We start from the raw sequence: 26217 nt of genomic DNA on the forward strand, positions 1-26217 counted from the left end.
TTAAGGTCGAAAGCTAAAAATCAGTTTTGCAGCACCGATGAAACCAAGAGCTGGGTGTAAGGATGATGTGGGTCGTCCAGTACCCGGTCAGTTAGGCCACTTTCAATCACTCGGCCCTCCTTCATCACCAGCAGGCGGTTAGCCAGTAAACGGGCGACGCCGAGGTCATGGGTGACAATCACCACCGCCAACTGCATTTCCACCACCAGATTGCGCAGTAAATCCAGTAATCGCGCTTGCACAGAGACATCCAGCCCGCCAGTGGGTTCGTCCATAAATACCAGCTTCGGATGGGTCACCAGATTGCGGGCAATTTGGAGCCGCTGTTGCATACCGCCAGAGAAGGTGGTGGGCAGGTCGTCCAGGCGGGATAATGGGATCTCGACATCTTCTAGCCAGCGGCCTGCTTGTTGGCGTATTTCGCCATAATGGCGCTGGCCGATAGCCATTAAGCGCTCGCCGATATTGCCCCCGGCCGAGACCTGTGGCCGCAGACCATCCAGCGGATGCTGATGAACCACACCCCATTCAGTGCGCAGCAAACGGCGGCGCTGGCTTTCAGCCATTTGATACAAATCAACGGGTTGCTGTGCTTCAGGGCGGTAAATAATATGCCCATGTTGCGGGGTCAGACGGGCTGAAATAGCCTTCAGCAGTGTGGTTTTACCTGAGCCGGATTCGCCGACAATGCCCAAGACTTCACCGGGATACAGCTGAAAAGAGACATCGCTAAATCCTTTGCCCGGCGCATACAGGTGGGTGAGGTTTTCCACCGATAGCAGCGGATGGCCGATGGGTTGTGCTGGTGCTGTAATCATTGGATATTTCCCTCGCGTGCCGCACTATTTTGTGCGGCGGCCTGCGCCAGTTGTTGCTGACAAAAATCGGTATCCGAGCAGACAAACATCCGGCTGCCCTTATCATCCATCACCACTTCATCAAGATAACTGTGGCGCGAGCCGCACAGGGCGCAGGGTTCATCCCATTGCTGCACCGTAAATGGGTGGTCGTCGAAATCCAGACTTTCCACTTTGGTAAAAGGCGGCAGGGCATAAAGACGTTTTTCGCGCCCAGCGCCAAACAGTTGCAGGGCGGGCATCATATGCATCTTGGGGTTATCAAATTTGGGGATCGGTGACGGGTCCATTACATAGCGATCGTTAACTTTCACCGGGTAGGCATAGGTGGTGGCGATATGGCCGTAGCGGGCGATATCTTCATACAGTTTCACCTGCATCACGCCATACTCCTCCAGTGCATGCATTTTCCGGGTCTCGGTTTCGCGCGGTTCAATAAACCGCAGCGGCTCGGGGATCGGCACTTGATAGATAAGGATCTGATCCTCGCTCAGGGGCGTCTCGGGGATGCGATGTCGGGTCTGGATCAAGGTGGCATCCGTGGTTTTTTCCGTGGTGGCGACCCCGCTGACTCGCTGGAAAAAGCGGCGGATCGATACCGCGTTGGTGGTGTCATCAGCCCCTTGGTCAATCACTTTCAAGACATCATGGCGGCCAATCAGACAGGCGGTTAGCTGGATGCCGCCCGTCCCCCAACCATATGGCATGGGCATCTCTCGCCCACCAAACGGCACCTGATAACCGGGGATTGCCACGGCTTTCAGCAGGGCGCGGCGCAGCGTTCTTTTGGTCTGTTCATCCAGATAACCCAGGTTGTAACCGGCGAGAACCTCAGTCATGGTGTGGCTCCTGTTGTTCATGGGATGGCGGCATCGAGGGTGACAAATACTCACGGCGCAGGCGTTTCAGCAGCTCTAATTCGGCTTGAAAATCGACGTAATGGGGCAATTTGAGATGAGAGACAAAACCGGCGGCCTCGACGTTATCGGCATGGGCTAAGACAAACTCCTCATCCTGTGCCGGGCTGGTGACATTTTCGTCATATTCACGGCTCTGTAGCGCGCGATCCATTAACGCCATCGACATGGCTTTGCGCTCACCACGACCAAAGACCAGCCCATAGCCGCGAGTAAAATGCGGCGCTGTGGATTCCGGGCTGACAAAACCATTCACCATTTCACACTCGGTCAGTAAGATTTCACCAATATCGATAGCAAATCCCAGCTCTTCTGGCTGAATAGAAATAGTGAGATAGCCGGTACGGATTTCGGCGGCGAATGGGTGGGTGCGGCCATAACCGCGCTGAGTGGAGTAACTCAGCGCGAGTAGAAAACCTTCATCGCCGCGCACCAGTTGTTGTAGCCGTGCCGAGCGGTTGCAAGGGTAAACTGGTGGGTTACGGGTGATATCTTCCGGTTGGGTGCCGTCATCAAGCTCTGCTTGAGCCAGTTGCTCTTGAGTCAGTAAATCAAAGACATGAGCACAGTTATGCGGTGATAATTCAGCCTCCCTGCCTTTGGGCGCAAGTGGAGCATCACCAGAGGCCAGTAAGGTGAAATCCAGTAACCGGTGGGTGTAATCGTAGGTCGGGCCGAGCACTTGCCCGCCGGGTAAGTCTTTATAAATCGCTGAAATGCGCCGCTCCAGCCGTATATTCTCAGTTGCCAGCGGCTGACTGATAGCCAGGCGAGGTAGAGTGGTACGATAGGCGCGCAGCAGGAAAATGGCTTCCACCAGATCACCACTGGCTTGTTTGATCGCCAATGCCGCCAGTTCGCGATCATAGATGCCGCCTTCGGTCATCACCCGATCAACCGCCAGACCTAACTGTTGCTCGATCTGTTCGCAATCGATCGCCGGGATCTGTGGATTACCGCGCCGCTGGTGTTCCAGCAATTGATGGGCTGCCGCAATGGCTTTTTCGCCCCCTTTGACTGCAACGTACATCAGCACACCTCCACATGGGTGGTTCGTGGGATAGCCATTAAATTCCCACCACAGGTGAGTAGGAAATCGATACCGGCCGGGAATGCCACAGGCCGATTGAGCAGATAGTTCAGCACCACGGTGGGTAGCAGTGGGGCGATGGTGCGATAGTGTTCAATTCCCGGCCCGCGTAGGCGCAGCGGCGTGCCTTGGTGCAGGCTATCGGCCTGAATAATCACGGTTGCTGAGTGCTCCGGTGACAATTCATTGCCTGCCGGGCAGTCTGCCAGCTGTTTTTCTGTTATCTGAGGACTGAATAGAGCAAAGCAGGCCTTGCTAGTGCTGGCTGTCAGCGGCGCTCCGGTGTGGAAACGCACATTCTGTTGTGCAGTGTCACTGTTGATCAATGGGTCCAGATAGAGTGGCGTTTCCTGGTCCGCCAATGTCAGCAGGAGACTGGTGCTGGCGGGGTTCAGCGGCTGCCAGCCAGTGCTATGCGGCAGGGCAACTAACACTCCGGGTTCACTTAATGCCTTGATAATATGCCGAAAGGCCTGTTGGGCATCCTCTACCGGATGGTCGAAATGGCTTAATAAACTCATTAATCTTCTCCCCGCACCAGTGTGAAGAAATCAACCTTGCTGGTGGCAATAGCGCGGGCGCGTAACTCCCGCCGTTCCTGTTGTGCGGCGGCCAGCGGGTGAATAACAGTATTAAGCAGTAACTCGTTTAACCCCGCCGATTTGCTACCCAGGGTAGAGAGTTGCAGCAACGCATCGAGCAGAGCGCAAAGTTCAGCATGGGGCTTATTGCGCCCAGCAATGTAGCTGTAACCGTAAACATCTGCGTGGTCGTCCAACTTGATCACTGCGCGGGTGATGGTCATATCGCCGAGAATAAACCGGCGGCCTGTGCCCCCCATGCGGGCCTGCAATTGGTTTAAGCCGATCTCCGGCGCGCGGATAACCTGATAACACGGTGCAAGATTTAAGGGTTGCCAGTAGGTGAGCAGTTCATCCGGTTGGCTATGGGCCAACACGGACATCCAGCTCTGTCGGGCAGTCAAGGCGCTTTCCATCTAGTGCTCCATCGTCAGTTCAATCATGTCGGCACGGGTCAGGCTGACGGAGTACTCCGCCACCTGTTGGCTATCAACACAGATATTCAGCGTCCGCACACACAGCAGTGGGGCATGAGTGGCAATTTCCAGTAAACGGCTCTCTTTGGCCTGAGCACGGCGCGCACTGATTCGGGTCTGACTACGGCTCAGCGGTTGTTGCAAATTCTGGCTGATAAATTGATGCAGTGAACCGGAGTTAAAATGTTGCAGAGCGGGCCACCAATTTAGGTCGGGCAGGTAGTGATCGATAACACAGACTGGCACGCCATTGACGCGCCGTAATGTGCGCAAATGGATAACGGTCGTTCCTTCAGTCAGTGATAGCGCTTTTGCTACATGCTCAATACACGGGCGTAAAACTGCTAGTAAGCGCTCACTGGTGGGGTCGCTTCCTTGGTCGAGCAAGTTCTGGCTGAAGCGAGCATTGGCATGCAGCGGGTAGTCATAAGGGCGCATCAGTACCAAAATGCCAATGCCTTGACGGCGCTGCAACCAACCGCGCTCAACCAATTCATCTACAGCCCGGCGCAGGGTATGGCGGTTAACTTGATAGCGATCAGCCAGTTGCTGCTCAGAAGGCAAGTAATCGCCACAGCGATATGCGCCGCGTAGCTCCTGCTCTAGTTGGGCCGCAATTTGTTGATAGCGGGTGGGATAACTGGTCGGTGGTCTAGATAAGTGCATGGCGGATATACCCTCTCTCAGTATTATCACCACTGACTGTTATCCACGATGAAATGGCAAAAGGACGAATATGGACTGGCAAGTGGTGGCGTGTCATGGCGATAACCAGTAAGTGATCTCATCGCTATGCTGGCGGTTTTTAATGACAGTTGGGTTAAGCTCAGATGGCGATACGATGAAGTTTATTTGCGGTTATCGGCGAGCGTTTTTATCTAGTAAATCGACCTGCTTATAGTAAAAAGATTTATCGCATTATCAATCTGATACATATCCTCACCTAAAAATCTCACATTAAACAAAAAATAAACATTATCTTAACTTGAGAGAAACATAAGTGTCTCTTATAGTTATTTTTACGTCGTTGTGACGTTCTCTGTGGGGGGTCATACCATGTGCCCTGATAAAATCAGCCGTCTGAGCAAAATAAGTCTGGCAATATTACTGGCCTGCTCGCTTGCGGCATGTAGTGGAAGTGGCGGCGGTTCTCACAATACTGCGAAGAATAGTGCCGGCCAGACAACCGGTGGAACGGGTTCCGGCAGTGATGGCAGTGGCAGCGGAAGCGATGGTAGTGGCGGGGATGGCAGCGGTGGTAGTGGCTCTGGGGGCGGGACCGGCGGTGGCACGGATAATGGTGGTGGCTCCACAGCGAATAATTCTGCGGTCGGTAATGTGGTCAGTGGTGTCGGGACTGCCGTGGATGGCGTCGGCAATACTGTCAGTGGTGTTGTTAGCCAAACCCCGGTTGGCAGCTTACCCGTTGTAGGGAGCGGTTTGGTCACCGTGGTTGATAGCGCGGGCAATGCCGTAAGTGACGTAGGAACCGGTTTACAGAACGGCGTGGGTCAATTGGGAAATAATCCTAATGCATTGGGCACTACAGCTGCTGGCGTACCGAAAGCCGTAGCGGATGTTGGAACCGGTGTTTCAGGATTAGGTGGCACAGTTTCAGGTATCGCCGCTAATACCCCATTGGGCGGTGTGACTGGCACGGCGGGCGGATTAGTTTCTCAGACTGGTGGGGCGGTAACTTCCATCGGTAATGGGTTGGCGCAAGACCTGCAAACCGGGTCGACCAGCAAGTTAACCACTGCGGCGACCGGTATAGTGACGCCAGTAGTCGGCCAGGTACAAGATATTACTCAGACCGTGGGGACGACCACCGGCATTGGTGCTCCGGTTAACAATTTACTGACTGCCGTAGGCGGCACTGTTGCCACAACCGGTACTCAAGTTGCTACCAATGCACCGGCTTTGGCGGGGGTGGGGCAGGTGCTGCAAGGTACCGGACAGGCGGTTGAGAAAACCGGTGGCTTAGTTACTCCACCAACCTCTGCAGGTGGCTCGAATGGCTTGCTGGCAGGAGTGAGTAATTCTGTCGGCGGTGTCACCGGTGGATTAAGTGCCGATGTCTCTGCTAACGCCAATGCTAGCGCCGGTGGTGGGTTATTGGGTGGCGTTGGCGGATTATTGAAGCCAAAAACAACTCATTAACTCGATACCCTTTGTCGTTGAAGTTGTTGGGATACTCGCTGCGCTTATTTGCAGCCTGGTTGCAACTCCAATGACCTAGCCTGACTCCTTCTTTATTGAGGGAGTCAGGCCATATAAATAATAAAAAATATCACAACTATAATTTAATGTGCGCAAAGGAAGTCTCCTATGAATAATAGAGTGTGGCTATTGTTTTTATTTGGTGCAGGCAGCGCATGGCAATACAGTGCTTCAGCTAATACCGTCCCCATGCTGATTGATCAGAATAACCCGTCCAGAATATCGCGTGAGATTACTAAACCACAAGCCACACGGACAGTGCCGCCAACAATTTCCACTCCGACGCCACATTCTAAATTAACCTTGGATACCTTAATTGAAGTGAAACATATTCAATTTATTGGTGGTACTCGATATAACATTAATGTCCTCAGTGAACCCTTTGCCGCTTATATTGGTAAAAAGGTGCCATTAAAGAATTTATTAGTTGCCACCCAGTCTATTACTAAATTGTATCAGCAAGATGGCTATATTCTTTCTTATGCTTATTTGCCAACGGATAACTTTACCCATGGGACGTTGAAAATAGGTTTGGTGGAAGGCTATATCGCCAATACTCGCATTCAAAGTGAAAATGCGGCAATAGGACGCTGGCTGACCAAGCTGTCCCAGCGCATTATGGCAGAGAAGCCACTGACGCAAGATACCTTTGAGCGTTACAGTATTTTAATGAGCCGGACGCCAGATGCCAAGGTAATCGCCACAGCTAAAAACCCGGATAATATTTATGGCGCGACATTGCTGGATGTTAAAGTTGACTATCCACGTCACTGGAATGTCACTACCGCATTGGATAGCCGCAAAGGGGTTTATAGCGGAGTACTGAATGCAACCTTAAGTGGTTTTACGCCTTATGCTGAACAGTTTGGTGTGGCGACATTATTACCATTAGACAGCAAGAATCGAGACCAATATCTGGGTTTAAATTATCAGCAATATTTAGGCAGTAACGGTTTATCATTACAAACTCGTGGCAGTTATTATAAACAAGAACCCAAAGATTATACCGATGTACTGACACTGTATCCGCAGGATATTACCTTATCCAGCCGCACTGAACAGACGCAATATTCAGGCGGGGTGGTATTAAGTTATCCGTTGCAATTAACACGTAAGCGGCAATGGACAGTGAGTGGCGGTGTAGATTATCTGGAAAAAAGTTATAATTTAAAAAGCCGCGCTCGTTTTAATACACTTAATAATGCCTTGCTCGATTTAGAGGATCAAAATCAGCGAATGCGTTATCCCGCGGCGGAATTGGCACTGACGGGTTATCAAGAATATACCCAATCTTATTGGAGCACGCGTGCCAGTGTGCGCAAGGGAATAAACGGGGCTTTGGCATCCAGTTCAGTTCCATGGGGGGATTTGGGCTTTACTCGCTGGAAACTTACTGGGGATGCGGCGTATTTAATGGCAGAAAAGTGGCGGTTAAGTGCTTCGGCTGAAGGGGATTGGTCTGACAATGATCTACCGGAAGCGGAACATGTCACTTTTGGTGGGCTGCGGTTTGGACGCGGTTATCCTGACAGCGAAGCTACCGGTGACTATGGCTATGGTGGGCAAGTAGAAATGCGCTATATGCATAATCGGGAAAAGGGCGACTGGCTTAAAACCATCCAACCTTATGCTGTGCTGGATACTGCTCATACTTGGTATAACTCGCCGATATTCCGTGCACAAAAATTGGCTTCTTATGCCGTGGGCGTCACCTTGAGTGATAACAAACACTATTCGCTATCACTGGAAGGGGCGAGGCCAATTGGTGACCTGCCCAGTGATAGTTCGCGCCGCGATTGGCGGTTTAATGCCACGTTGACTTATAACTTTGCAAATTAAATCAGGGTGTTATTAGCGCAGATAATGGATGACTTGATTACCGCTGCCGCGCCAGATAAGTGACGGATCTTTCAGATCTTGCACGAATTTGCCATCGACCAGCACATTAATTAAATCAACGACTTGCTGTTGTTCTTCACTCAGTTCAGAGAGCGTGTAACCCGTCCAAAGCCAGATATCTTTGCCGTCGCACTCTTGGCGTACACGTGTTACCAGTTGCAGGATCGCTGACAAATTTTGCGGATGCAGCGGATCACCGCCGGAGAGGGATAACCCTTGCCGACGGATACGGGAATCATTCAGATCCGCAATGATCTGATCTTCCATTTCATCGGTAAATGGCTTACCCGAATTCAGCCGCCAGGTACTTTTGTTATAACAACCCACGCACTCGTGTACACAACCAGAAACGAATAGCGTACAGCGAGTGCCGGGGCCATTAATAACATCGACTGGGTAGTATTGATGGTAATTTATGATAAATGCCTCCCTCGTACTTGAAGTCGCAGGAGTGTTGGCTACATTCACTCACCCGAATCACTTACTCATGTAAGCTCATCGGGATGAGTTTCTTTGCCGCCTACCTGTAACTCCAATTACTTTGGGTAATCGTTTTTAGTCATCAGCCCAATTGCCCATTAGCCAAGTGTTTTACCCGCCGTTTGACTTCTTCTTGCTTGCCAGCATTGAACGGCCGCGCATCCGGGCTACCCAGATAGCCACATACCCGACGGGTTACCGACACTTTTGACGGCTCATGATTACCGCATTTCGGGCAGGTGAAGCCTTTGCTGGTACAAGAAAACTCCCCGGTGAAACCACATTCGTAGCACTCATCAATCGGCGTGTTGGTGCCGTAATAAGGGACTCGGCTGTAGCTATAATCCCAGACATCTTCCAATGCTCTAAGGTTATGTTGCAAGTTGGGATATTCGCCGTAACAGATGAAACCGCCGTTAGCCAATGGTGGATAAGGGGCTTCGAAATCCAGCTTATCGTAGGGGTTAACTTTCTTTTCAACGTCTAAATGGAAGCTGTTGGTGTAATAGCCTTTATCAGTCACGCCCTCTACCACGCCAAACTCGGCGGTATCCAGACGGCAGAAACGGTCACACAGGTTTTCGCTCGGCGTGCTGTACAAGCTAAAGGCATAGCCGGTTTCATTTTTCCAGGCATCTGTTGCTTGTCGCATGCGTTCGACGATTGCCACGCCTTTTTCGCGTAACTTTTCGTTGTCAAAGACATGGGTCTGATTGCCGAACAGGGCATTAACAGTTTCATGGATGCCGATAAAGCCCAGAGAGATAGATGCGCGGCCATTTTTAAAGATTTCAGAGATATTATCATCCGCTTGTAAGCGCACACCGCAAGCACCTTCCATATACAGGATCGGCGCGACACGTGCTTTGATTCCTTCCAGACGGGCAATGCGGGTCATTAACGCTTTTTTAGCTAACAGCAGGCGCTCATCCAGCAATTGCCAGAATTTCTCTTCATCACCTTTGGCTTCCAGTGCGATACGCGGCAAGTTAAGGCTGATAACCCCCAGATTATTGCGACCATCGTGGATCTGCTTGCCATCTTCTTCATACACCCCCAAGAAACTGCGGCAACCCATTGGGGTTTTGAAGGAGCCGGTGACTTTAACCACTTGATCGTAATTCAGAATATCGGGGTACATGCGTTTGGTGGCGCACTCTAGCGCTAGCTGTTTGATATCGTAATTAGCATCGCCAAATTTATGGTTCAGGCCATCACGGATAGCAAAGACCAGTTTCGGGAATACCGCGGTTTTACGATTTTTGCCTAAACCGGCAATGCGATTACGCAAAATGGCTTGCTGAATCATGCGTGATTGCCAACTGGTGCCTAGCCCAAAGCCGAAGGTGACAAAGGGGGTTTGACCATTGGCGGTGTGCAGCGTATTGACTTCATATTCCAGTGATTGGAAGGCGTCGTAGCACTCTTTTTCGGTGCGCGACATAGCATAAGCAGAGGCATCAGGGATTTGCCACTCTTCAGCGACAGCTTTATGTTTGTTAAAACTTTCAGTGACAAATGGCGCCAGAATTTCATCAATGCGGTTAATGGTTGTTCCGCCATAAATATGGCTGGCAACCTGCGCGATAATCTGTGCCGTCACCGCGGTGGCGGTCGAAATGGATTTTGGCGGCTCGATTTCCGCGTTACCCATTTTAAAGCCTTGAGTCAGCATGCCATCAAGGTCAATCAGCATGCAGTTGAACATAGGGAAGAATGGCGCGTAATCCAGATCATGATAGTGAATCTCGCCGCGCTCATGAGCCAATACCACGTCCCGTGGCAATATATGTTGCTTGGCGTAGTGCTTGGCAACAATGCCGGCCAGCAGATCACGCTGAGTCGGGATAACTTTGCTGTCTTTGTTTGCATTTTCGTTCAGCAGCGCTTTGTTACTTTGCTCTACCAAACCCCGGATTTCCTGATTCAGGCGACCACGCAGTTCCCGCGAGATATCCCGGTCATGGCGATACTCGATATAAGCTCGGGCAAGCTGCTTGTATTGACCGGCCATCAGTTGGTTTTCTACCGCGGTTTGGATATCGCGGATATCAACCTTCGGCTGGTTTTCCATCGTCTGAGCGACCACACGGGCAACAGTTGCACAATAATCTGCATCCACAACGCCAACAGCCAAGGCTGCGCGCTCGACAGCTTCCTTGATTCGCACCTCATCAAAAGGTACCTGACAACCGTCCCGTTTAATCACTACTGTTTTCACAATGTCGCTCCTGTATCCTGCCGCGTAGGGTTATCCACAAGACAACCCGCAGCACATAAGGGCTGCGAGAGAGTGTGTGGATGGTTTTGTGGATAACTACTACATATAGATGTCTGAATTCCTGCAAACACTATATATAGGTGATGGCAAACAAGTTTGACTTAGGACAAGGAAATCGGCGTTAGGTTTATTCCTGTTCAACGTCCGCCCAAATGGGCATTTTATGCTGTGGATTAGAGCGCCTGTGGACGGAAATGTTCTAGTAAAAAATCAACCCATACGCGCACCCGTGGCGGCAAATCGGCTGAAGCATAATAGAGCCACAGTGGCACCGGTGCAGGCCAGTGATTGGCTAACACCGGCAGCAGAGTGCCGTCAGCAAAATGGGGTTCTGCATGCCACTGTGCCACATAGGTTATTCCCATATCAGCCAGTGCCGCGCTCAATAATACTTCGGGCTGTGAGATTACCAGGCGGCCAGATAATTCGAGAGATTGCACCTCATTATTGTATTGCAGTAACCATTTGACTATCCGCCCAGTGGATGGGTTTCGGTGCAATAAACACTGATGCTGATAGAGATCGGCCGGAGTGTTCGGCGAACCATAACGCGCCAGATAAACGGGAGTGGCGGCCAGAACCATCTGCATCGGGTAAAACTGACGAGCAATCAATCGGCTATCGGGGTCAATACGAGTGCCGATGCCAACATCAAATCCTTCTCCGACCAGATTAACCACTCTGGGCTCCAGTGAGAGGTCGAGGTCAATCAATGGGTAGCGCGCCATAAACTCTGGGATCAGTGGCATTAATAGTTGGCGACCAAAACCGGGGATCAAACTGACTCGCACCGTGCCACTGGGATGTTGCTCATCATGACGCGCGGTATCCAGAGTCTGTGACAGCGCCTGCCATAGTGGTGCGACCCGCGCCAATAATGCTTTACCTTCATCAGTCAGCATCACGCTATGGGTATTGCGTTGAAACAGGCGCACTGCCAGCCTCTGTTCCAACACGCGAATATTTTTACTAATAGCGGCGGGTGTCACCCCCAACTGACGTGCGGCGGCAGAGAAGTTCTCATTTTGCGCGGCACTGAGAAAAGCCGGTAACAAACGGTGAATATCAAAAGGCAGCGACATATTGGTTGATACCTTGAGTTGAAATTGATGTGACTGATAGCAGTCTACTCGGCCAGGACAGAAAATGAAAAAATAGCGTTATCAAACCTGTTGGAGAGTGAATTATGTCGCGTATTTTAGTGTTAACTGCCCACCGTAACCCAGATGAGTCCCGTATCAACCGCCAGTTAATAGAGGCAGTTAGTCTCATACCGAATGTCACCGTGCACGAATTGATGCGTGAGTATCCAGATTTTCAGATTGATGTTGCTCGCGAGCAACAGTTGCTGGAGTCGCATGATGTGATTGTGATGATGTTTCCTTTTTACTGGTACAGCTCGCCAGCGATTTTAAGTGAATGGCAGGATGCGGTTTTAACTTATGGTTTCGCCTATGGCAGCAGCGGGGATCGGCTGCGGGGCAAACCTTTGCAGTTGGTGGTGTCTACCGGGGGGAAAGCCCAGGATTATAGCCCACAAGGTTATAACCGTTACCCGGCGTTAGATTTGTTATTACCTTTCCACGCCATGGCAAATATGACCGGGATGGATTTTTTACCGCCGTTTTTGGTGCAGGGGGCCAATGTCATGGAGGAGGATACTTTGCAGGAGTATATTCAGGGAGTGATGAGGATGATGGAGGGTTTTTAGTTTTTAGTTTTTAGTTTTTAGTTTTTAATTGTTAGTGATCGGTTCGGTTGTTAGGGCTTCACCGCTCACCTAATTCTAGATGAACCAACCGCCAAAGGGTGCGGGCGCGCACCCTTGTGGAATCCCGCGCTTGCGCGAAATATTGCCCTGCGGGTAAACCTCCAGTGTCTTCCGGGCTTCACGAGCCAGCGCGATTCGCATCCATGCTCAAGCGCGCTTTTCGCGGGCGTCCATGCCCGCTCACTCTACCCTCCATCCTTGTCGGCAATATTCCTGATTGCGCTCAACGTCAAAACCATAGTCTTGGGTTTTGATGTTAACAGCACATTTGAGCAGCCGAGTGAAGAGTGTAGGCAAGGCAATCCGCCATGGACGGCGGATTGAGGCGTCATGAGCAGGGACGCGAATAAAGCCGTCCGTCAGCCGGAACGATGAGTGAGGGAATCCACGAAGTGGGCTAGCGATACGTGCGAAAGCGCGGATTGTTAAGGCCCACGCTTATGGGCCTTAACTCGGTTGGGGCTACAGAGGTAAGGTGATTACCTAATGCTTATCAACCGAAACCCTGATCCGGTCTACTTTTAATCAAAGCTCACCATATTCCCGAAACCTGCCCCGATTGTGAACGACAAAACTTTATCCCATAAAATGCTCATCCAACTCCAAATCCCGTCGGCTAAACTCCCTCACTATCTTGCCACTCTCCATCATTGCGGCGCGCTCGGACATATGCGCGACTACATCACTATCATGACTGACCAACAAATAAGTCATGCCGTGCTCGCGTTTCAGGTGATTGAGTAGATTGAGAATTTCGGCCTGAACAGACATATCTAATGCCGACGTCGGCTCATCCAGCAGCAACAATTTGGGGCGCAATAACAGGGCGCGGGCGATGGCAATCCGCTGGCGTTGGCCTCCGGAGAATTGATGGGGGTAGCGCTGCGCCGCGGAGGCGGGCAGGCCCACTTGCTCAAGTGCCTGATCAATTCTTTGCTGAATATTCTGCTCGCCGTGGATCTTTAATGGCTCCCCCAGTGTGCGCTGAATATTATGTTGCGGATGCAGCGAGGCATAAGGGTCTTGAAACACCATCTGCACCTCTTTACGCAACTGACCGGTAAAACGTTGCCCCGGCTGTAGCGGCTGGCCCAGCAAGGTTATCTCGCCTTGCCACTCCCGCTGCAAACCGGCCAATGTACGCAACACCGTCGATTTACCACAGCCAGAAGCCCCGATCAGGCTAAAAGTTTCGCCCTCTTCAACGGCAAAACTGACCGACTCAACCGCCATTTTTACCTGATTTTTCTGGGCAAAACTGACCTGTAGATTGTTAACTTCAATCAGTGCCACGCTGACCTCCAGAGAAATCGGCATTGCGATCCAGCACCGGCAGGTCAGTGCCATAGGTGCTGGCGTTCGGACGACAAGCCCAAAGTGTATGGGTATAAGGATGAGTAGAGTGCGGCAACTCAGCCGCCAACCCTTGATCCACTAATTTTCCCTGATACATCACCAATACCCGGTGACAATGTTCGGCGACTAACGGCAGGTCGTGGCTGATCAGTAACAGGCTCATATTGCGCTGCTCAGTTTGCTCGACGATCAGCTCAAGGATCTGATTGCGCAGCTTGGCATCTAATGCTGAAGTGGGTTCGTCGGCGATTAATACTCTAGGGTTATTCACCAAAGCAATGGCTAACATCGCCCGCTGCCCCATACCGCCAGATAGCTGGCCGGGGTAGCTGTGATAAGCACTTTCATTCAATCCAACCGAGGCCAGCGCATTTAACACGCGCTCGCGCGTATCTGCGCCGGAAAGGGAGTTATGCAACAGCAGGGATTCTTCAACTTGCTTTCCAACAGTGCGTACTGGATTCAGTGCATAGCGCGGGTCTTGCAGCACCATGGCAATTTCACTGCCGCGCAATGCGCCCCATTGTTTAGGTTTCAGGCGAGTTAAATCATGTTCGATAACCTGACCGGCATTGCCCTGCTCGTCGGTATTATCCGCATAATAACTCAGCTTTTTGGCACTGACTTTCCCCGGCGCACGAACTAGCCCCATTAAGGCTCTGGCGGTAATCGACTTGCCAGAACCCGATTCACCTACCAGTGCCACTCGCTCATGCCCGAGGTGGAACGAGATATTATCCACCACCCGTTGTTGCTGAAAATCGACGCACAAGTTGTCGACGGCGAAAATTTTATCAGTCATGGTGAGGGTCCAAAATATCGCGCAGGCCGTCGCCTAACAGGTTAAATGCCATGCTGCTGAGTAAGATAGCGCAGCCCGGGATCGCGGCAATCCACCATTGGTCAAAAATAACCTGCATGCCGTCGGCAACCATCGAACCCCATTCAGACATGGGCGGACGAGCTCCCAGCCCGAGGAAACCTAATCCGGCCGCCGCCAAAATAATCCCGGCCAAATCGAGCGCCAGACGCACCACCGCAGAAGGGAGGCACATAGGTAAAATGTGGCCCCACAGCAAGCGCAGCCCTTTGATACCCATCATTTCAGCGGCTGCCAGATAATCACTTTTGCGTAATAGCTGAATTTCGGCTCGGGCCTGACGGGCATAAGCTGGCCAAGTGGTCAGGGCCAAAGCCAGTGCGCCATTAATTAAGCCGGGGCCAAGCATAGCCACGAAAGCAAAAGCCAAAATCAGCCGTGGCATCGACATCACCACATCAGTGACGCGCATCAAAATACGTTCGAGCCAGCCGCCGTAATAGCCGGAAAGCACCCCGACCAGCAACCCCAAAGGCAGCGTTATCACGGTAACCAGCAGCACCAGCCCCAAGGTGGGGCGAGTGCCATAAATCAGGCGCGACAGCATATCGCGCCCATAGCTATCAGTACCCAACCAATGGCGTCCACCTGGGGGGAGCAGCCGGTCAGCCGCGTTTTGCCAGTTAGGATCTTGTGGGGCCAGCCAAGGGGCGAAAATCGCGATGATGACCAGCAAAGAGAGAATAAACAGCCCGATGCTGGTGGAAGGGGAGCGTTTCAGCGCATGGCAGATTTTTATCATTGACATATCAGCGCGTTCTCGGGTCCAGCAGACGAACCAGCAGATCCGTCACATTGTTAATCAAAATAAAGCACATGCCGAGCAGCAAAGTGCCGCCCATAATGGCGGTGGTATCGCCGGCAAACAGTGCGCTGGTCAGATAGCGGCCAATGCCCGGCCAGGCAAAGACAGTTTCTGTTAATACTGCGCCTTCCAACATGCTGGTATAGGCCAATGCAATCACTGTCAGTAATGTGCCACGGATATTCGGCAGCACATGCATCAACAGAATTCGCATCTCACCCGCGCCTTTGGCCCGTGCTAGCGTGATGTACTCTTTATTCAGTTCACTCAGGCAAGCGGAGCGGGTCAGGCGGGTAATACTGGCCAAGGCATAGTAGGAGAGTAAGGCCACCGGCAGTATTAAATGGGCGACAGCATTACCAAAGGCACCGGCATCACCGGAACGCCAAGTGTCGATCAGGGCGAAGCCGGTTTTCGCTTCCACAGTATATTGATAGATATCATCAAGGCGACCGGGGCCGGGGCTCCATTGCAGGCGAGCATAAAACAGCAGCAGCATCAGCAGGCCAAGCCAGAAGATGGGCACCGAGTTACCCAGCAAGGTAATGAAGCGAATCGTGGCATCCAGCTTGCTTCCCGCCCAACGAGCACATAACAAACCGAGGATAACCCCCAGTGATGCGCCGATGATGAGAGATAACGTCGCCAACTCTAATGTTGCAGGGAATACGGTGAGCAGATCGTGTAAAACCGGCTGACCACTGGCGCTGGCAAGCCCCAAATCACCATGAGCAAGGCGCTCGAGATAATGCCAGAACTGTACGGGTAATGGCTGGTCTAGCCCAAGTTGGTGTTTAACTTGCTGATAAGTAGCTTCACTGGCGTGATCGCCCACAATTTGCAGCACCCGATCCACTGGCGACAACGCCGAGAGGAAAAAGGTGATAACCAGTAAGCCGAATAAGGTTAGGGCCAGGGTAAATAGTCCCTGTAAAAACCCCCAAAAACGACGCCGGGATTGGATTCCCGGCGTATTATTTAATGCTACAGACATCGACGTGCTCGCGTTAAATATACTTTATTGATAAGTCAGCGCGGCCATTCTCAAAGTCATTGGTGTTGCAGGTAGGCAGCGAGCGATTCAATCCCGAATTCCAATGAGCTTACATTGGTAAGTGATTCGGGCGAGTTCACGTAGCTAACCACCCTGCAACCTCAAGTACGCAGGGAATAGATTATTTGCTGACACGGTCATAGTAGACCATATCTGCATTCAGACCTTGTTGGTAGCCTTTTACATTATCCCGCAATACAACTTGTGCCTTGGCTTGATCGATAAAGATATAAGGCGAGTTTTGTTGTAGTTCTTGCTGCATTTTGGTGTAGAGAGCGATGCGCTTGGCTGGATCGGCCTCTGCCACCGCGGCCAGTGTCTGTTTATTCAACTCAGGGATAACCCAGCCGTTTAAACCGGCAACCGTACTGCTCTTGCCGTCGTTATAGGCAAAGGCGCTGGCGTTGGAGTGCGCATCGAAGTAATCAGGGATCCACAGGCGGATAGCTGACTGATGCTGTTTAGCACGTACGCGGCCATAAACCTGGCTACCGGCGGCAGGCAGTAAGACCAATTTCACCCCACCTTGGGCAAAGCTGGCTTGCAGTGACTGCGCAATGGTAATAAATGGCGGTTTGTTCTCAACATCCAGTGTCAGTGTGGCGTCTTTGATACCTGCTTTAGTCAGAATCTCTTTGGCTTTAGCGGGATCAAAGGTAAATGGATTGCTCTCCAATGCGCCCGGTAAACCGACTGGCAGGAAGCTTTGATGCACGAAATACTGACCTTTCAGTAAGTCTTTGGTAATACCTTGATAATCAACCAAATAGCGAGCAGCTTGCCAGAATTCTGGTTTGCTCAGAATGGGGTTGGCTGGATTGGCGGTGTTAAAGACTAAATAGTTTTGTTCCGCCGAAGGAATCTCAACCACTTTAACGCCAGCTTGTGTTTTCAATGCTGCGGTCTGGTCCGGCCCTAATTCACGCGCGATATCGGCATCACCTTGCTGAATCAGCAGGCGGCGAGCACTTGGATCGGGCACGTTCTTGATAATGATATTTTTAATCAGTGGCTTATCACCCGGCGATGTTGGGTTTGCATCCAGTACGATGGCTTGGTGCGGTTGATAAACACGCATTTTGAATGGGCCACTGCCCGCTGAATGCATTTTCAACCAGGCATTGCCATAGTCGTCTTCTTTCACATTGGCAGTAACGGCTTTTTTATCCACAATCGAAGCAATTGGCGTTGATAAAATATTCAGGGCAACGGCCGGGCTGACATCAGCGCTCCAGCTCAGTTGCACCGTATTGTTATCAATCTTCTTCAGATGCTGTTCGATGTTACTCGGATCCCAGCCCAATACATTAAGGATAAAGGCCGGTGAGCGATTCATTTTGACTGCTCGGGTGAAAGAGAAAATCACGTCGTCGGCTTGCACCGGATTACCGGTGGAGAACACGGCTTGCGGGCGCAATTTTACTGTGAGGGTTTTGGCGGCGGCATCGCCTTGCCAGCTTTCAGCAAGCACCGGTATCACTTGTGCCGGATTATCACGATCGGCCTGTACCAGACGTTGGTAGAGACTTGGAACTGTTTGAATACTGGACAGTTCATTACTTTCAGCCGGGTCAAGGCTAACAATATCATCCAGGGATTGCACCACGACCAGAGTATCTGGAGGCGTTGCTGCCAGTGTACTACCAGATAATGCTGTCAAAACCAATAATGACAGAATTTTAGCTTTCATTGAAACTCCCTGAAAATGGATTAACGTCATTATGCTGTTAATAGATATTGCGGGTGATAGATAGTTACACCAATAGGAAATTATTGTTTTTTCGACTATTTCATCGCAGTTTCTCACGATAGTGGCTTTGCTGTCTGTGGTCAAAGTCTCAACAGTTATTTGTTATAACAATTTGTGATAAAGAAATATTACAAAAAAGTAATGATTCTGAGCAGCCATAAAATGTTAACGATCTCCCACTAATGCAGGGTGAAATGGTTATAATGGAACGTTATTTCATTTTATTTGTGCAAAAGGGAAAACCATGATCACCGGAAATATTCATCATTTGGAATTGCTGCCTTATCTGCCTACGCCATTGAAAGCAGCTATTGAATACGTCAAAAAACATATCACCGCAGAAACCCCGCTGGGCAAGCATGATATTGATGGCAACAATCTGTTTGTACTGATTTCCAATGACAGCACCGACTATCTGGAAAATCGTCGGGCGGAATATCATGCTAAGTATCTGGATATCCAGATTGTGCTGGCAGGGGTTGAGGGGATGACGTTCAGTAATCTACCGGCCGGTAAACCTGATACCGACTGGCTAGCGGATAAAGATATTGCCTTTTTACCCGCAGGCGTTGATGAAAAACAGTTTGTGATGCAAACCGGTGATTTCGTGGTGTTCTACCCAGGGGAAGTGCATAAGCCGCTATGTGCGGTGGGTGAGCCTACCAATGTGCGTAAGGCGGTTGTTAAAATGGCAGTGAAATAGCCTATTTGGTCGGAAAAAGGCCAAACAGTGACTGTATTGGCCTTTTGCTATGCTAACTATTTTTATGCATTACACAGGGTGGCGACCATCACGGCTTTGATGGTGTGCAGGCGGTTTTCTGCCTGATCAAACACAATGCTGTGGGCGGATTCAAAGACTTCCTCAGTCACTTCGATACCATTCGGTAAGTCATAAAGCTCTGCCATCTGTTTGCCGACCGTGGTCTGGTCATCGTGGAATGCCGGTAGGCAGTGCAGGAATTTAACCTGTGGATTGCCGGTCAGTTTCACCACATTCATATTAACCTGATAAGGTTTCAACAGAGCTACACGCTCCTGCCATACCTCTTTCGGTTCACCCATTGAGACCCAAACATCGGTGTACAGGAAGTCTGCGCCTTTTACCCCCTCAGCAATATCTTCTGTCAGAGTGATCTTGCCGCCTGTTTTTTGCGCCTGTGCCTGACAAGCTGCCACTAGTTTGGCCTCGGGCCAGCAGGCTTTTGGTGCAACTAAACGTAAATCCATACCAACCAGAGCCGCGGCTTCCAGCATGGTGTTGCCCATGTTATTGCGAGCATCACCAAGATAGGCAAATTTCATCTCACTCAGTGGTTTACCCGGTAAATGCTCTTGCATGGTCAGCAAGTCGGCCAGCAATTGAGTCGGGTGGAATTCATTCGTCAGGCCATTCCATACCGGCACACCAGCAAATTCGGCCAGTGTTTCGACTACCTGCTGGCCGTGACCGCGATACTGAATACCGTCATACATGCGGCCCAAGACTCTGGCAGTATCTTTAATGGACTCTTTATGCCCTATTTGGCTCCCGCCCGGGCCGAGGTAAGTCACCCGCGCACCTTGATCATATGCGGCAACTTCGAAAGAGCATCGAGTACGAGTCGAGTCTTTTTCGAAGATGAGCGCGATATTCTTACCTACCAGTTTTTGCTGTTCATGGCCGGATTTCTTGGCTTGCTTCAATTCAGCAGCTAACTCCAACAGGGCTGTTATCTCGGCGGGGGTAAAATCCAGTAACCTCAGAAAGTGACGTTTATAGAACTGACTCATCTGTTCATCTCCTTGTGGCCCAACATATTTGATGCTTAGCGCCAACATCAATTATTTCGGGTTTAATTGAACTTCAATATGAATTTAAATTCAATTTATACGTATAAATATTCAATTACAACCCCAATCAACAAATCTTTCTCGTTTGTAGTGGAGGCAACCGCGTGGGTGTGGGAAAATAGCGCAATACAAAGCCCATTGACTGAGGATAAAGGCATGGCAAACCGCGAAATGCTAGACGAACAACGTGACGAGACCCGCCTGATCATCGAAGAACTGCTGGAAGATGGCAGCGATCCGGATGCGCTGTACACCATTGAACACCACCTTTCAGCCGAGAAGTTCGAAGTGCTGGAAAAAGCTGCCGTTGAAGCATTCAAGCTGGGTTATGAAGTAACCGATGCTGAAGAGCTGGAAGTAGAAGATGGCTCGGTGGTGATGTGCTGTGATGTGATCAGCGAAGTTGCTCTGAATGCCGAAATCATTGATGCCCAGGTTGAACAGCTGATTGCACTCGCTGAAGCCTGTGGCGTGAATTACGACGGTTGGGGCACTTACTACGAAGATCCTAACGGCGAAGATGATGATGAAGACGGCGAGTTGGACGACGAAGAGTTAGTGGATGAAGATGACGACGGTAAACGCCACTAATCCGAATATCTGATTACATGATTCTATCAGTGAAACCCGTACTTTATTCAGTGCGGGTTTTTTATTTGTGTCTATGTTGGTAAACCATAATCAAAAGTTGATACTACGGGCGATATCTTTGAGGGCAATAAATTTTCGACAGGTTAAGTTTTTCTCAGTTTCTGCGAGTTGTTCGAGAAAAAGCCGGTTCAAGTGATCAAGCGTTGGGTGGTCAAAGCTGTACCAAGTATCATATAAATGTTCGGTACTCTGTGGTGGGCCGAAATACATAGTGAAACAGAGTCTATTGCGTAATGTATCATCGAAATTAACAACTTTTCGGTGATTGAGGGGGGGAATAGATTTACTGGCCGGTGGCGGCACACGGAGACGTAATGGAAAAATATTCTGCTGACATTGCCCGAGGGAACCGTGATCAGCAGAATGGGCAACAGAGACATCCCAGATAAATGCGGTAATGGCTCTGGCTAAGTTATCTTCCTGCTTAATCTTCTGACTATCGGGAAAGCCGGGAACCCAAGCGGAAATAGCATCACTCCAATAGGCAATAATAGGGTCGCTGGCAGACATATGGCGAACCACTCCGCTGACAAAATCAAATATTACTGCATAATAAGCGTTAAGAAAATCGTCGAGATCTGTCCAGACTTTTTCGGGCTGCATGGGATATTTATATTCTGGATAACTTTTATTTCCGTCTATTCCACAGAATGCATCTTCTAGCTGGCCTGGCCACCCCATACTTTTATGAATCATCGGTATATTTCCCCAGCCAGGAAATGGTGTATAAGGGAGGTACTGGTTATTATGGCCAACTGAATAAGGAAGAAGAATAACAGCTTGATTTATTGCCAACTGGATACGGGTATGTGGAGTAAGTAATTTATATAATAGATGCTGGGTAGGTAGGCTACTTAATGTTATCGCACTAATGGCATCCATGGGAAAATGAAGTTGAGGGTGTTTAGCCTGAACACTTATAATGAGTGCACCCTGTAAAACAAAGTATTTAGCTAACACCCAAGCATCGCCATCTTTGGGGGTAAGAATTAAGCCATTGATTTTTATTGCCAATGGAATTCCGGTTTTTTTGTCTATTCGTTGAAATACTGTTACAGTCGGTGCTGAGTAAATTCCAAATAATGGAATGACTTTATTCATGCTAAGTGTGTCTATTTTTAAATATCGAGGTTCTCCTTTCTCATCAAACATATTATTTGGATTAATAATACCATCAAAATCTACATAGTCCTGTTGATTAAATTCAGCTATCAGTAGCTTGCTAATCATACCAAAGAAAAGGTTATAAGAAAATATCTCATCACTAGCGGGTTGGAGCCGACGATCCCCCGCGAGCATTTTTAAAATAATTTTAATTCTACCTGACTTTAATACTTTTCGATAATGAGACACGACATTGATTCTAAAATCATCTAATTGTTCTTGCGGTATATTTTCAATTATCGGTGGGAGTTCTGCGATCAATGTATTGATCTTTGGCCATGGGCCTTTATCACCATAACGATAATTATCCAGTGTGTAGCCAGGGGCAGGACCTACCCATTTATCATAAGGATGTGTCGCCATAATTATTTCCTCACTTACTAATTTATTAATAAGTTTAGTTTATATATTTATTTTTGTTATTCATTATATGTTTTGTTTATTTAAATCCTATTACTTTAAGTAAATATATTTATATTTATATTTTTTAAAATTATTAATAAAATTTTTATATTTAAATGAAAGAGCGCAACAGTGCGCCCTTTCAAAACATGAGATTAAAGCGTTTTCAACATTGTGACTTCACAATCCACATGACCGGTATTGCCCATCGAACGGTCGATATGCTCAAAACCTAATTTTTCATATAAACCAATGGCACTGGTTAGGCTGGCGGTGGTTTCTAAATAGCAGCGGCCAAATCCCTGTTGACGAGCAAACTCCAGTGCTTGCAATGCCAATTGCTTGGCTAGCCCCTTGCCGCGCAATATCGGCAGGAAGTACATTTTCTGTAATTCACAAAGGGAAGCTTCACCACCAGACAGCGGTGCTACACCACCACCTCCGGCAATCCGACCATCCACCTCAATAACCCAATATGCGCTACGTGGCTGGCTGTACAGCTCATACAAATGATCCAAATTAGGGTCAGACACGGTATAGCCTTTATCGGCGGTTAAACCGAACTCAGCCGAAACTTCGCGGATGACATTGGCGATAGCGAAATTGTCTGCGGCGAGGATGGGGCGCACCAACAGGCGGATAGGTGTGGCTGTGGTCATGCTCTATAAACCCAAAAGTAATAACTTATTAATAATCTGTAATACCATCTATACCCGTCATACTTCAAGCTGTATGTGCGTGGGCCGTCTTCCTACCAGGGTATAACACTGAATTAATGTAATGGTAAAAACGGGGGGCCAAATTATTATGGCCCCCCGTAAGTGCTTACTTCACGTCAGATTGAATTACAGTGCGGCGATAACTGCCTGCTGTTCAATTAATTTCTGCTTAGCTTCAGCACAGGCTGTCATTCTTTCACGCTCTTTGGCAACGACAGCTTCTGGCGCGCGCGCCACAAAACCTTCGTTACTCAATTTGCCTTCGATGCGCTCAATTTCAGCTTCCAGCTTCGCCACTTCTTTTGCCAGGCGATCCAGTTCAGTCGCTTTATCAATCAGACCGGCCATCGGGATCAACACTTCAGCACCCTCAACCAATTTGGTCACGGATACCGGGCCTTTATCACCTTCAGCTAACAAGGTCAGAGAGGAGAGGCGCGCTAATGACTGGATGAAGCTCTGGTTTTCCAGCACGCGACGCTGAGCTTCGGCACTGGCACCACGCAGCATGACGTCCAGTGGTTTACCCGGCGCAATGTTCATTTCTGCCCGGATATTACGCACGGCAATAATTGTCTGCTTGATCCATTCCAAATCACTCAGCGCTTTCTCATCAACCTGACTGGCGTCATATTCTGGGAAAGGCTGCAACATAATGGTGTCCGCAGTAATGCCTTTCAGGGTCTTAACCCGCTGCCAGATAGTTTCAGTGATGTAAGGAATGATTGGATGTGCCAGACGCAACAGCGCTTCCAATACTTCAATCAGAGTGTGGCGAGTCCCGCGCAATTCAGCTTCAGAACCACTGTTCATCACCGGTTTGGTCAGTTCCAGATACCAGTCGCAGAACTGATTCCAAGTGAACTCATACAAAATACCGGCCGCCAGATCGAAGCGGTAAGTGTCCATTGCTTCGCGGTAGGCTTTAATGGTCTGATTGAATTCTGCCAGAATCCAGCGGTCAGCCAGTGACAGCACCATCTCGCCACCATTCTGCCCACAATCCTGTCCTTCGGTGTTCATCAGCACGAAACGGCTGGCGTTCCACAGCTTATTACAGAAGTTGCGATAACCTTCCAGGCGCTTCATGTCCCAGTTGATATCACGGCCGGTGGAGGCCAATGCTGCCAAGGTAAAGCGCAGGGCATCAGTACCGTGCGGTTCAATGCCGTTCGGGAATTGCTTCTCGGTACGTTTGCGGATTTTCTCAGCCAACTGCGGCTGCATCATGTTTCCAGTACGTTTTTCCAGCAGCTCTTCCAGCGAAATACCATCAACCATATCCAGCGGGTCAATAACGTTCCCTTTAGACTTGGACATTTTCTGCCCTTCGTCATCGCGGATAAGGCCAGTCATATACACGGTTTTAAACGGCACTTGCGGCTTGCCATTCTCATCTTTCATAAAGTGCATGGTCAGCATGATCATGCGGGCAATCCAGAAGAAAATAATATCGAAGCCACTGACTACCACACTGGTCGGATGGAAGGTTTTCAGTGCTTCAGTCTGCTCAGGCCAGCCCAGTGTGGAGAAGGTCCACAGACCGGATGAGAACCAGGTATCCAGCACGTCTTCATCTTGACGCAGTGCGACATCGGCCCCCAAATTATTCTCACGGCGCACTTCCGCCTCATCGCGGCCGACGTACACTTTACCCTGCTCGTCATACCAAGCCGGGATCCGGTGGCCCCACCACAGCTGACGGGAGATACACCAGTCTTGGATATCACGCATCCACGAGTAATACATATTTTCGTACTGCTTAGGTACGAATTGGATCTCGCCGTTTTCGACTGCTTCAATGGCGACTTTAGCCAGTGGGGCTGTGCGCACATACCATTGGTCGGTCAGCATCGGTTCAATCACCACGCCACCACGGTCACCATAAGGAACCGTCAGGTCATGGGGTTTAATCTCTTCCAACAGGCCGAGTTTATCGAATTCAGCTACCACCGCTTTACGGGCAGCAAAACGCTCCAGACCTTGGAACTGTGCTGGAATGGCGCTGCTGCAAGCATCGGTAGCTTCGCCGTTGGTATCAAACACTTCAGCTTCTGCGCGGATATCACCGTCGAAAGTCAAAATGTTGATCATAGGTAGGGCGTGGCGCTTACCGACTTCATAGTCATTAAAGTCGTGGGCGGGGGTGATTTTCACGCAACCGGTGCCTTTCTCCATATCGGCGTGTTCATCACCGAGGATCGGAATACGACGACCGACCAGCGGCAAGATCACTTCTTTGCCGATCAGATCTTTGTAACGCGGATCTTCTGGATTCACCGCAACACCTGTATCACCCAGCACGGTTTCTGGACGGGTGGTGGCGACGACCAGATAATCTTTACCTTCAGCGGTTTTAGCGCCATCAGCCAGCGGGTAGCGCAAATGCCACATTGAGCCTTTAGATTCGCGGTTTTCTACTTCTAAATCAGAGATAGCAGTACGCAGCTTAGGATCCCAGTTCACCAGACGTTTGCCACGGTAAATCAGATCTTCTTTATGCAAACGGACAAATACTTCTTTAACCGCGTTGGACAGGCCTTCGTCCATGGTGAAACGCTCACGTTCCCAATCCACGGAGTTACCTAAGCGGCGCATTTGGCGAGTAATAGTGCCGCCTGATTCACCTTTCCATTCCCAAATTTTATCGATAAACGCATCACGGCCGTAATCGTGGCGGGTTTTGCCTTCTTCTGCGGCAATCTTGCGCTCAACAACCATCTGGGTCGCAATACCGGCGTGGTCTGTACCGGCTTGCCACAAGGTATTTTTACCTTGCATGCGCTGATAGCGAATCAAGGTATCCATGATGGTTTGCTGGAATGCATGTCCCATATGCAAACTGCCGGTCACATTCGGCGGCGGGATCATAATGCAGTAGCTTTCTTTGCTGGTATCGCCGTTCGGCTTGAAATAACCCTGCTTTTCCCAATGCTCATACAGCGGCTGCTCGATCTCTTGCGGGCTGTATGTCTTATCGAGGGATGGCTCAGCTTTGTCGATATTAGAAGGTGTGTTTTCCATTTTCTTT

23 protein-coding genes are annotated in these 26217 nt (G+C 49.8%); 5 read left to right on the plus strand and 18 right to left on the minus strand.

What is annotated here, in order from left to right:
- Positions 1-20: 20 nt before the first annotated feature.
- Genes phnK through phnF form a run of 6 tightly spaced genes read right to left on the minus strand, consistent with a single transcriptional unit; the run spans position 21 to position 4587 of the window.
- Positions 21-818 (minus strand): phosphonate C-P lyase system protein PhnK, encoded by a 798-nt coding sequence (phnK, locus tag FTA96_RS12190; RefSeq protein WP_134957156.1) that lies wholly within the window; start codon positions 816-818, stop codon positions 21-23.
- Positions 815-1696, minus strand: a complete 882-nt coding sequence (locus tag FTA96_RS12195; RefSeq protein WP_050121710.1) for an alpha-D-ribose 1-methylphosphonate 5-phosphate C-P-lyase PhnJ — start codon at positions 1694-1696, stop codon at positions 815-817. Before FTA96_RS12195 ends, phnK begins: the two co-directional genes overlap by 4 nt.
- Positions 1689-2804: a carbon-phosphorus lyase complex subunit PhnI gene (locus FTA96_RS12200; protein ID WP_145573888.1), complete on the minus strand. Its 1116-nt coding sequence runs from the start codon at positions 2802-2804 to the stop codon at positions 1689-1691. The genes FTA96_RS12195 and FTA96_RS12200 overlap by 8 nt, the downstream gene beginning before the upstream one ends.
- Positions 2804-3385 (minus strand): phosphonate C-P lyase system protein PhnH, encoded by a 582-nt coding sequence (gene phnH, locus FTA96_RS12205; protein ID WP_145532683.1) that lies wholly within the window; start codon positions 3383-3385, stop codon positions 2804-2806. Before phnH ends, FTA96_RS12200 begins: the two co-directional genes overlap by 1 nt.
- A complete protein-coding gene (phnG, locus tag FTA96_RS12210) occupies positions 3385-3861 on the minus strand; it encodes a phosphonate C-P lyase system protein PhnG (protein WP_050135587.1) in 477 nt (158 codons plus the stop codon). The genes phnH and phnG overlap by 1 nt, the downstream gene beginning before the upstream one ends.
- Positions 3862-4587, minus strand: a complete 726-nt coding sequence (phnF, locus tag FTA96_RS12215; protein ID WP_050110280.1) for a phosphonate metabolism transcriptional regulator PhnF — start codon at positions 4585-4587, stop codon at positions 3862-3864.
- A 390-nt stretch (positions 4588-4977) separates the two neighbouring features.
- Here phnF and FTA96_RS12220 point away from each other — a divergent pair, with 390 nt between their 5' ends.
- Entirely contained in the window at positions 4978-6081 is a 1104-nt protein-coding gene (locus tag FTA96_RS12220; RefSeq protein ID WP_050121702.1) for a collagen-like triple helix repeat-containing protein, read from the plus strand.
- Positions 6082-6249: 168 nt separating this feature from the next.
- A complete protein-coding gene (locus FTA96_RS12225; protein ID WP_050152073.1) occupies positions 6250-7980 on the plus strand; it encodes a ShlB/FhaC/HecB family hemolysin secretion/activation protein in 1731 nt (576 codons plus the stop codon).
- Between the two features lie 12 nt (positions 7981-7992).
- On the opposite strand, the gene nrdG is transcribed toward FTA96_RS12225, so the two are convergent.
- From nrdG to FTA96_RS12240, 3 genes are all read right to left on the minus strand, one after another.
- Entirely contained in the window at positions 7993-8457 is a 465-nt protein-coding gene (nrdG, locus tag FTA96_RS12230) for an anaerobic ribonucleoside-triphosphate reductase-activating protein (RefSeq protein WP_050111251.1), read from the minus strand.
- A gap of 145 nt (positions 8458-8602) precedes the next feature.
- Positions 8603-10741, minus strand: a complete 2139-nt coding sequence (nrdD, locus tag FTA96_RS12235) for an anaerobic ribonucleoside-triphosphate reductase (RefSeq protein ID WP_050121699.1) — start codon at positions 10739-10741, stop codon at positions 8603-8605.
- A gap of 233 nt (positions 10742-10974) precedes the next feature.
- Positions 10975-11883: a LysR family transcriptional regulator gene (locus FTA96_RS12240; RefSeq protein ID WP_145573890.1), complete on the minus strand. Its 909-nt coding sequence runs from the start codon at positions 11881-11883 to the stop codon at positions 10975-10977.
- Between the two features lie 104 nt (positions 11884-11987).
- On the opposite strand from FTA96_RS12240, the gene FTA96_RS12245 reads away from it, so the two are divergent.
- A complete protein-coding gene (locus tag FTA96_RS12245) occupies positions 11988-12512 on the plus strand; it encodes an NAD(P)H-dependent oxidoreductase (RefSeq protein ID WP_145573891.1) in 525 nt (174 codons plus the stop codon).
- 636 nt (positions 12513-13148) lie between these two features.
- Here the strand turns inward: FTA96_RS12245 and FTA96_RS12250 are convergent.
- The 5 genes from FTA96_RS12250 to FTA96_RS12270 all read right to left on the minus strand — a co-directional run bounded on the left by FTA96_RS12250 (position 13149) and on the right by FTA96_RS12270 (position 18357).
- Entirely contained in the window at positions 13149-13865 is a 717-nt protein-coding gene (locus tag FTA96_RS12250; RefSeq protein WP_145574008.1) for an ABC transporter ATP-binding protein, read from the minus strand.
- The gene (locus FTA96_RS12255; RefSeq protein ID WP_050111230.1) at positions 13852-14730 is read right to left on the minus strand and encodes an ABC transporter ATP-binding protein; all 879 of its coding nucleotides are present in this window, start codon (positions 14728-14730) and stop codon (positions 13852-13854) included. The genes FTA96_RS12250 and FTA96_RS12255 overlap by 14 nt, the downstream gene beginning before the upstream one ends.
- Complete coding sequence (locus tag FTA96_RS12260) at positions 14723-15556, minus strand: ABC transporter permease (protein ID WP_050111231.1); 834 nt, start codon at positions 15554-15556, stop codon at positions 14723-14725. Before FTA96_RS12260 ends, FTA96_RS12255 begins: the two co-directional genes overlap by 8 nt.
- Position 15557: 1 nt before the next feature.
- Positions 15558-16607, minus strand: coding sequence for an ABC transporter permease (locus FTA96_RS12265; protein ID WP_050111232.1), 1050 nt, complete (start codon positions 16605-16607; stop codon positions 15558-15560).
- Between the two features lie 181 nt (positions 16608-16788).
- Entirely contained in the window at positions 16789-18357 is a 1569-nt protein-coding gene (locus FTA96_RS12270) for an ABC transporter substrate-binding protein (protein WP_050111233.1), read from the minus strand.
- 304 nt (positions 18358-18661) lie between these two features.
- Here FTA96_RS12270 and FTA96_RS12275 point away from each other — a divergent pair, with 304 nt between their 5' ends.
- Entirely contained in the window at positions 18662-19120 is a 459-nt protein-coding gene (locus FTA96_RS12275) for a YhcH/YjgK/YiaL family protein (protein WP_145532673.1), read from the plus strand.
- Between the two features lie 62 nt (positions 19121-19182).
- Here the strand turns inward: FTA96_RS12275 and argF are convergent, their stop codons facing one another.
- Entirely contained in the window at positions 19183-20190 is a 1008-nt protein-coding gene (gene argF, locus FTA96_RS12280) for an ornithine carbamoyltransferase (protein ID WP_050111235.1), read from the minus strand.
- 216 nt (positions 20191-20406) lie between these two features.
- Here argF and rraB point away from each other — a divergent pair, with 216 nt between their 5' ends.
- Positions 20407-20841 (plus strand): ribonuclease E inhibitor RraB, encoded by a 435-nt coding sequence (gene rraB, locus FTA96_RS12285; RefSeq protein WP_050121694.1) that lies wholly within the window; start codon positions 20407-20409, stop codon positions 20839-20841.
- A gap of 90 nt (positions 20842-20931) precedes the next feature.
- Here the strand turns inward: rraB and FTA96_RS12290 are convergent, their stop codons facing one another.
- The 3 genes from FTA96_RS12290 to FTA96_RS12300 form a co-directional block, all read right to left on the minus strand.
- On the minus strand, positions 20932-22428 hold the full coding sequence (locus tag FTA96_RS12290) for a hypothetical protein (protein ID WP_050135568.1): 1497 nt from the start codon (positions 22426-22428) through the stop codon (positions 20932-20934).
- 194 nt (positions 22429-22622) lie between these two features.
- Positions 22623-23126 carry a GNAT family N-acetyltransferase gene (locus FTA96_RS12295; protein WP_050111024.1) on the minus strand — a complete coding sequence of 168 codons (504 nt, stop codon included), beginning with the start codon at positions 23124-23126 and terminating at the stop codon, positions 22623-22625.
- Positions 23127-23312: 186 nt separating this feature from the next.
- Positions 23313-26210, minus strand: a complete 2898-nt coding sequence (locus FTA96_RS12300; RefSeq protein WP_050111025.1) for a valine--tRNA ligase — start codon at positions 26208-26210, stop codon at positions 23313-23315.
- Positions 26211-26217 lie beyond the last annotated feature (7 nt).

The sequence above is a fragment of the Yersinia alsatica genome (assembly GCF_902170305.1).
Lineage (GTDB): Bacteria > Pseudomonadota > Gammaproteobacteria > Enterobacterales > Enterobacteriaceae > Yersinia > Yersinia alsatica.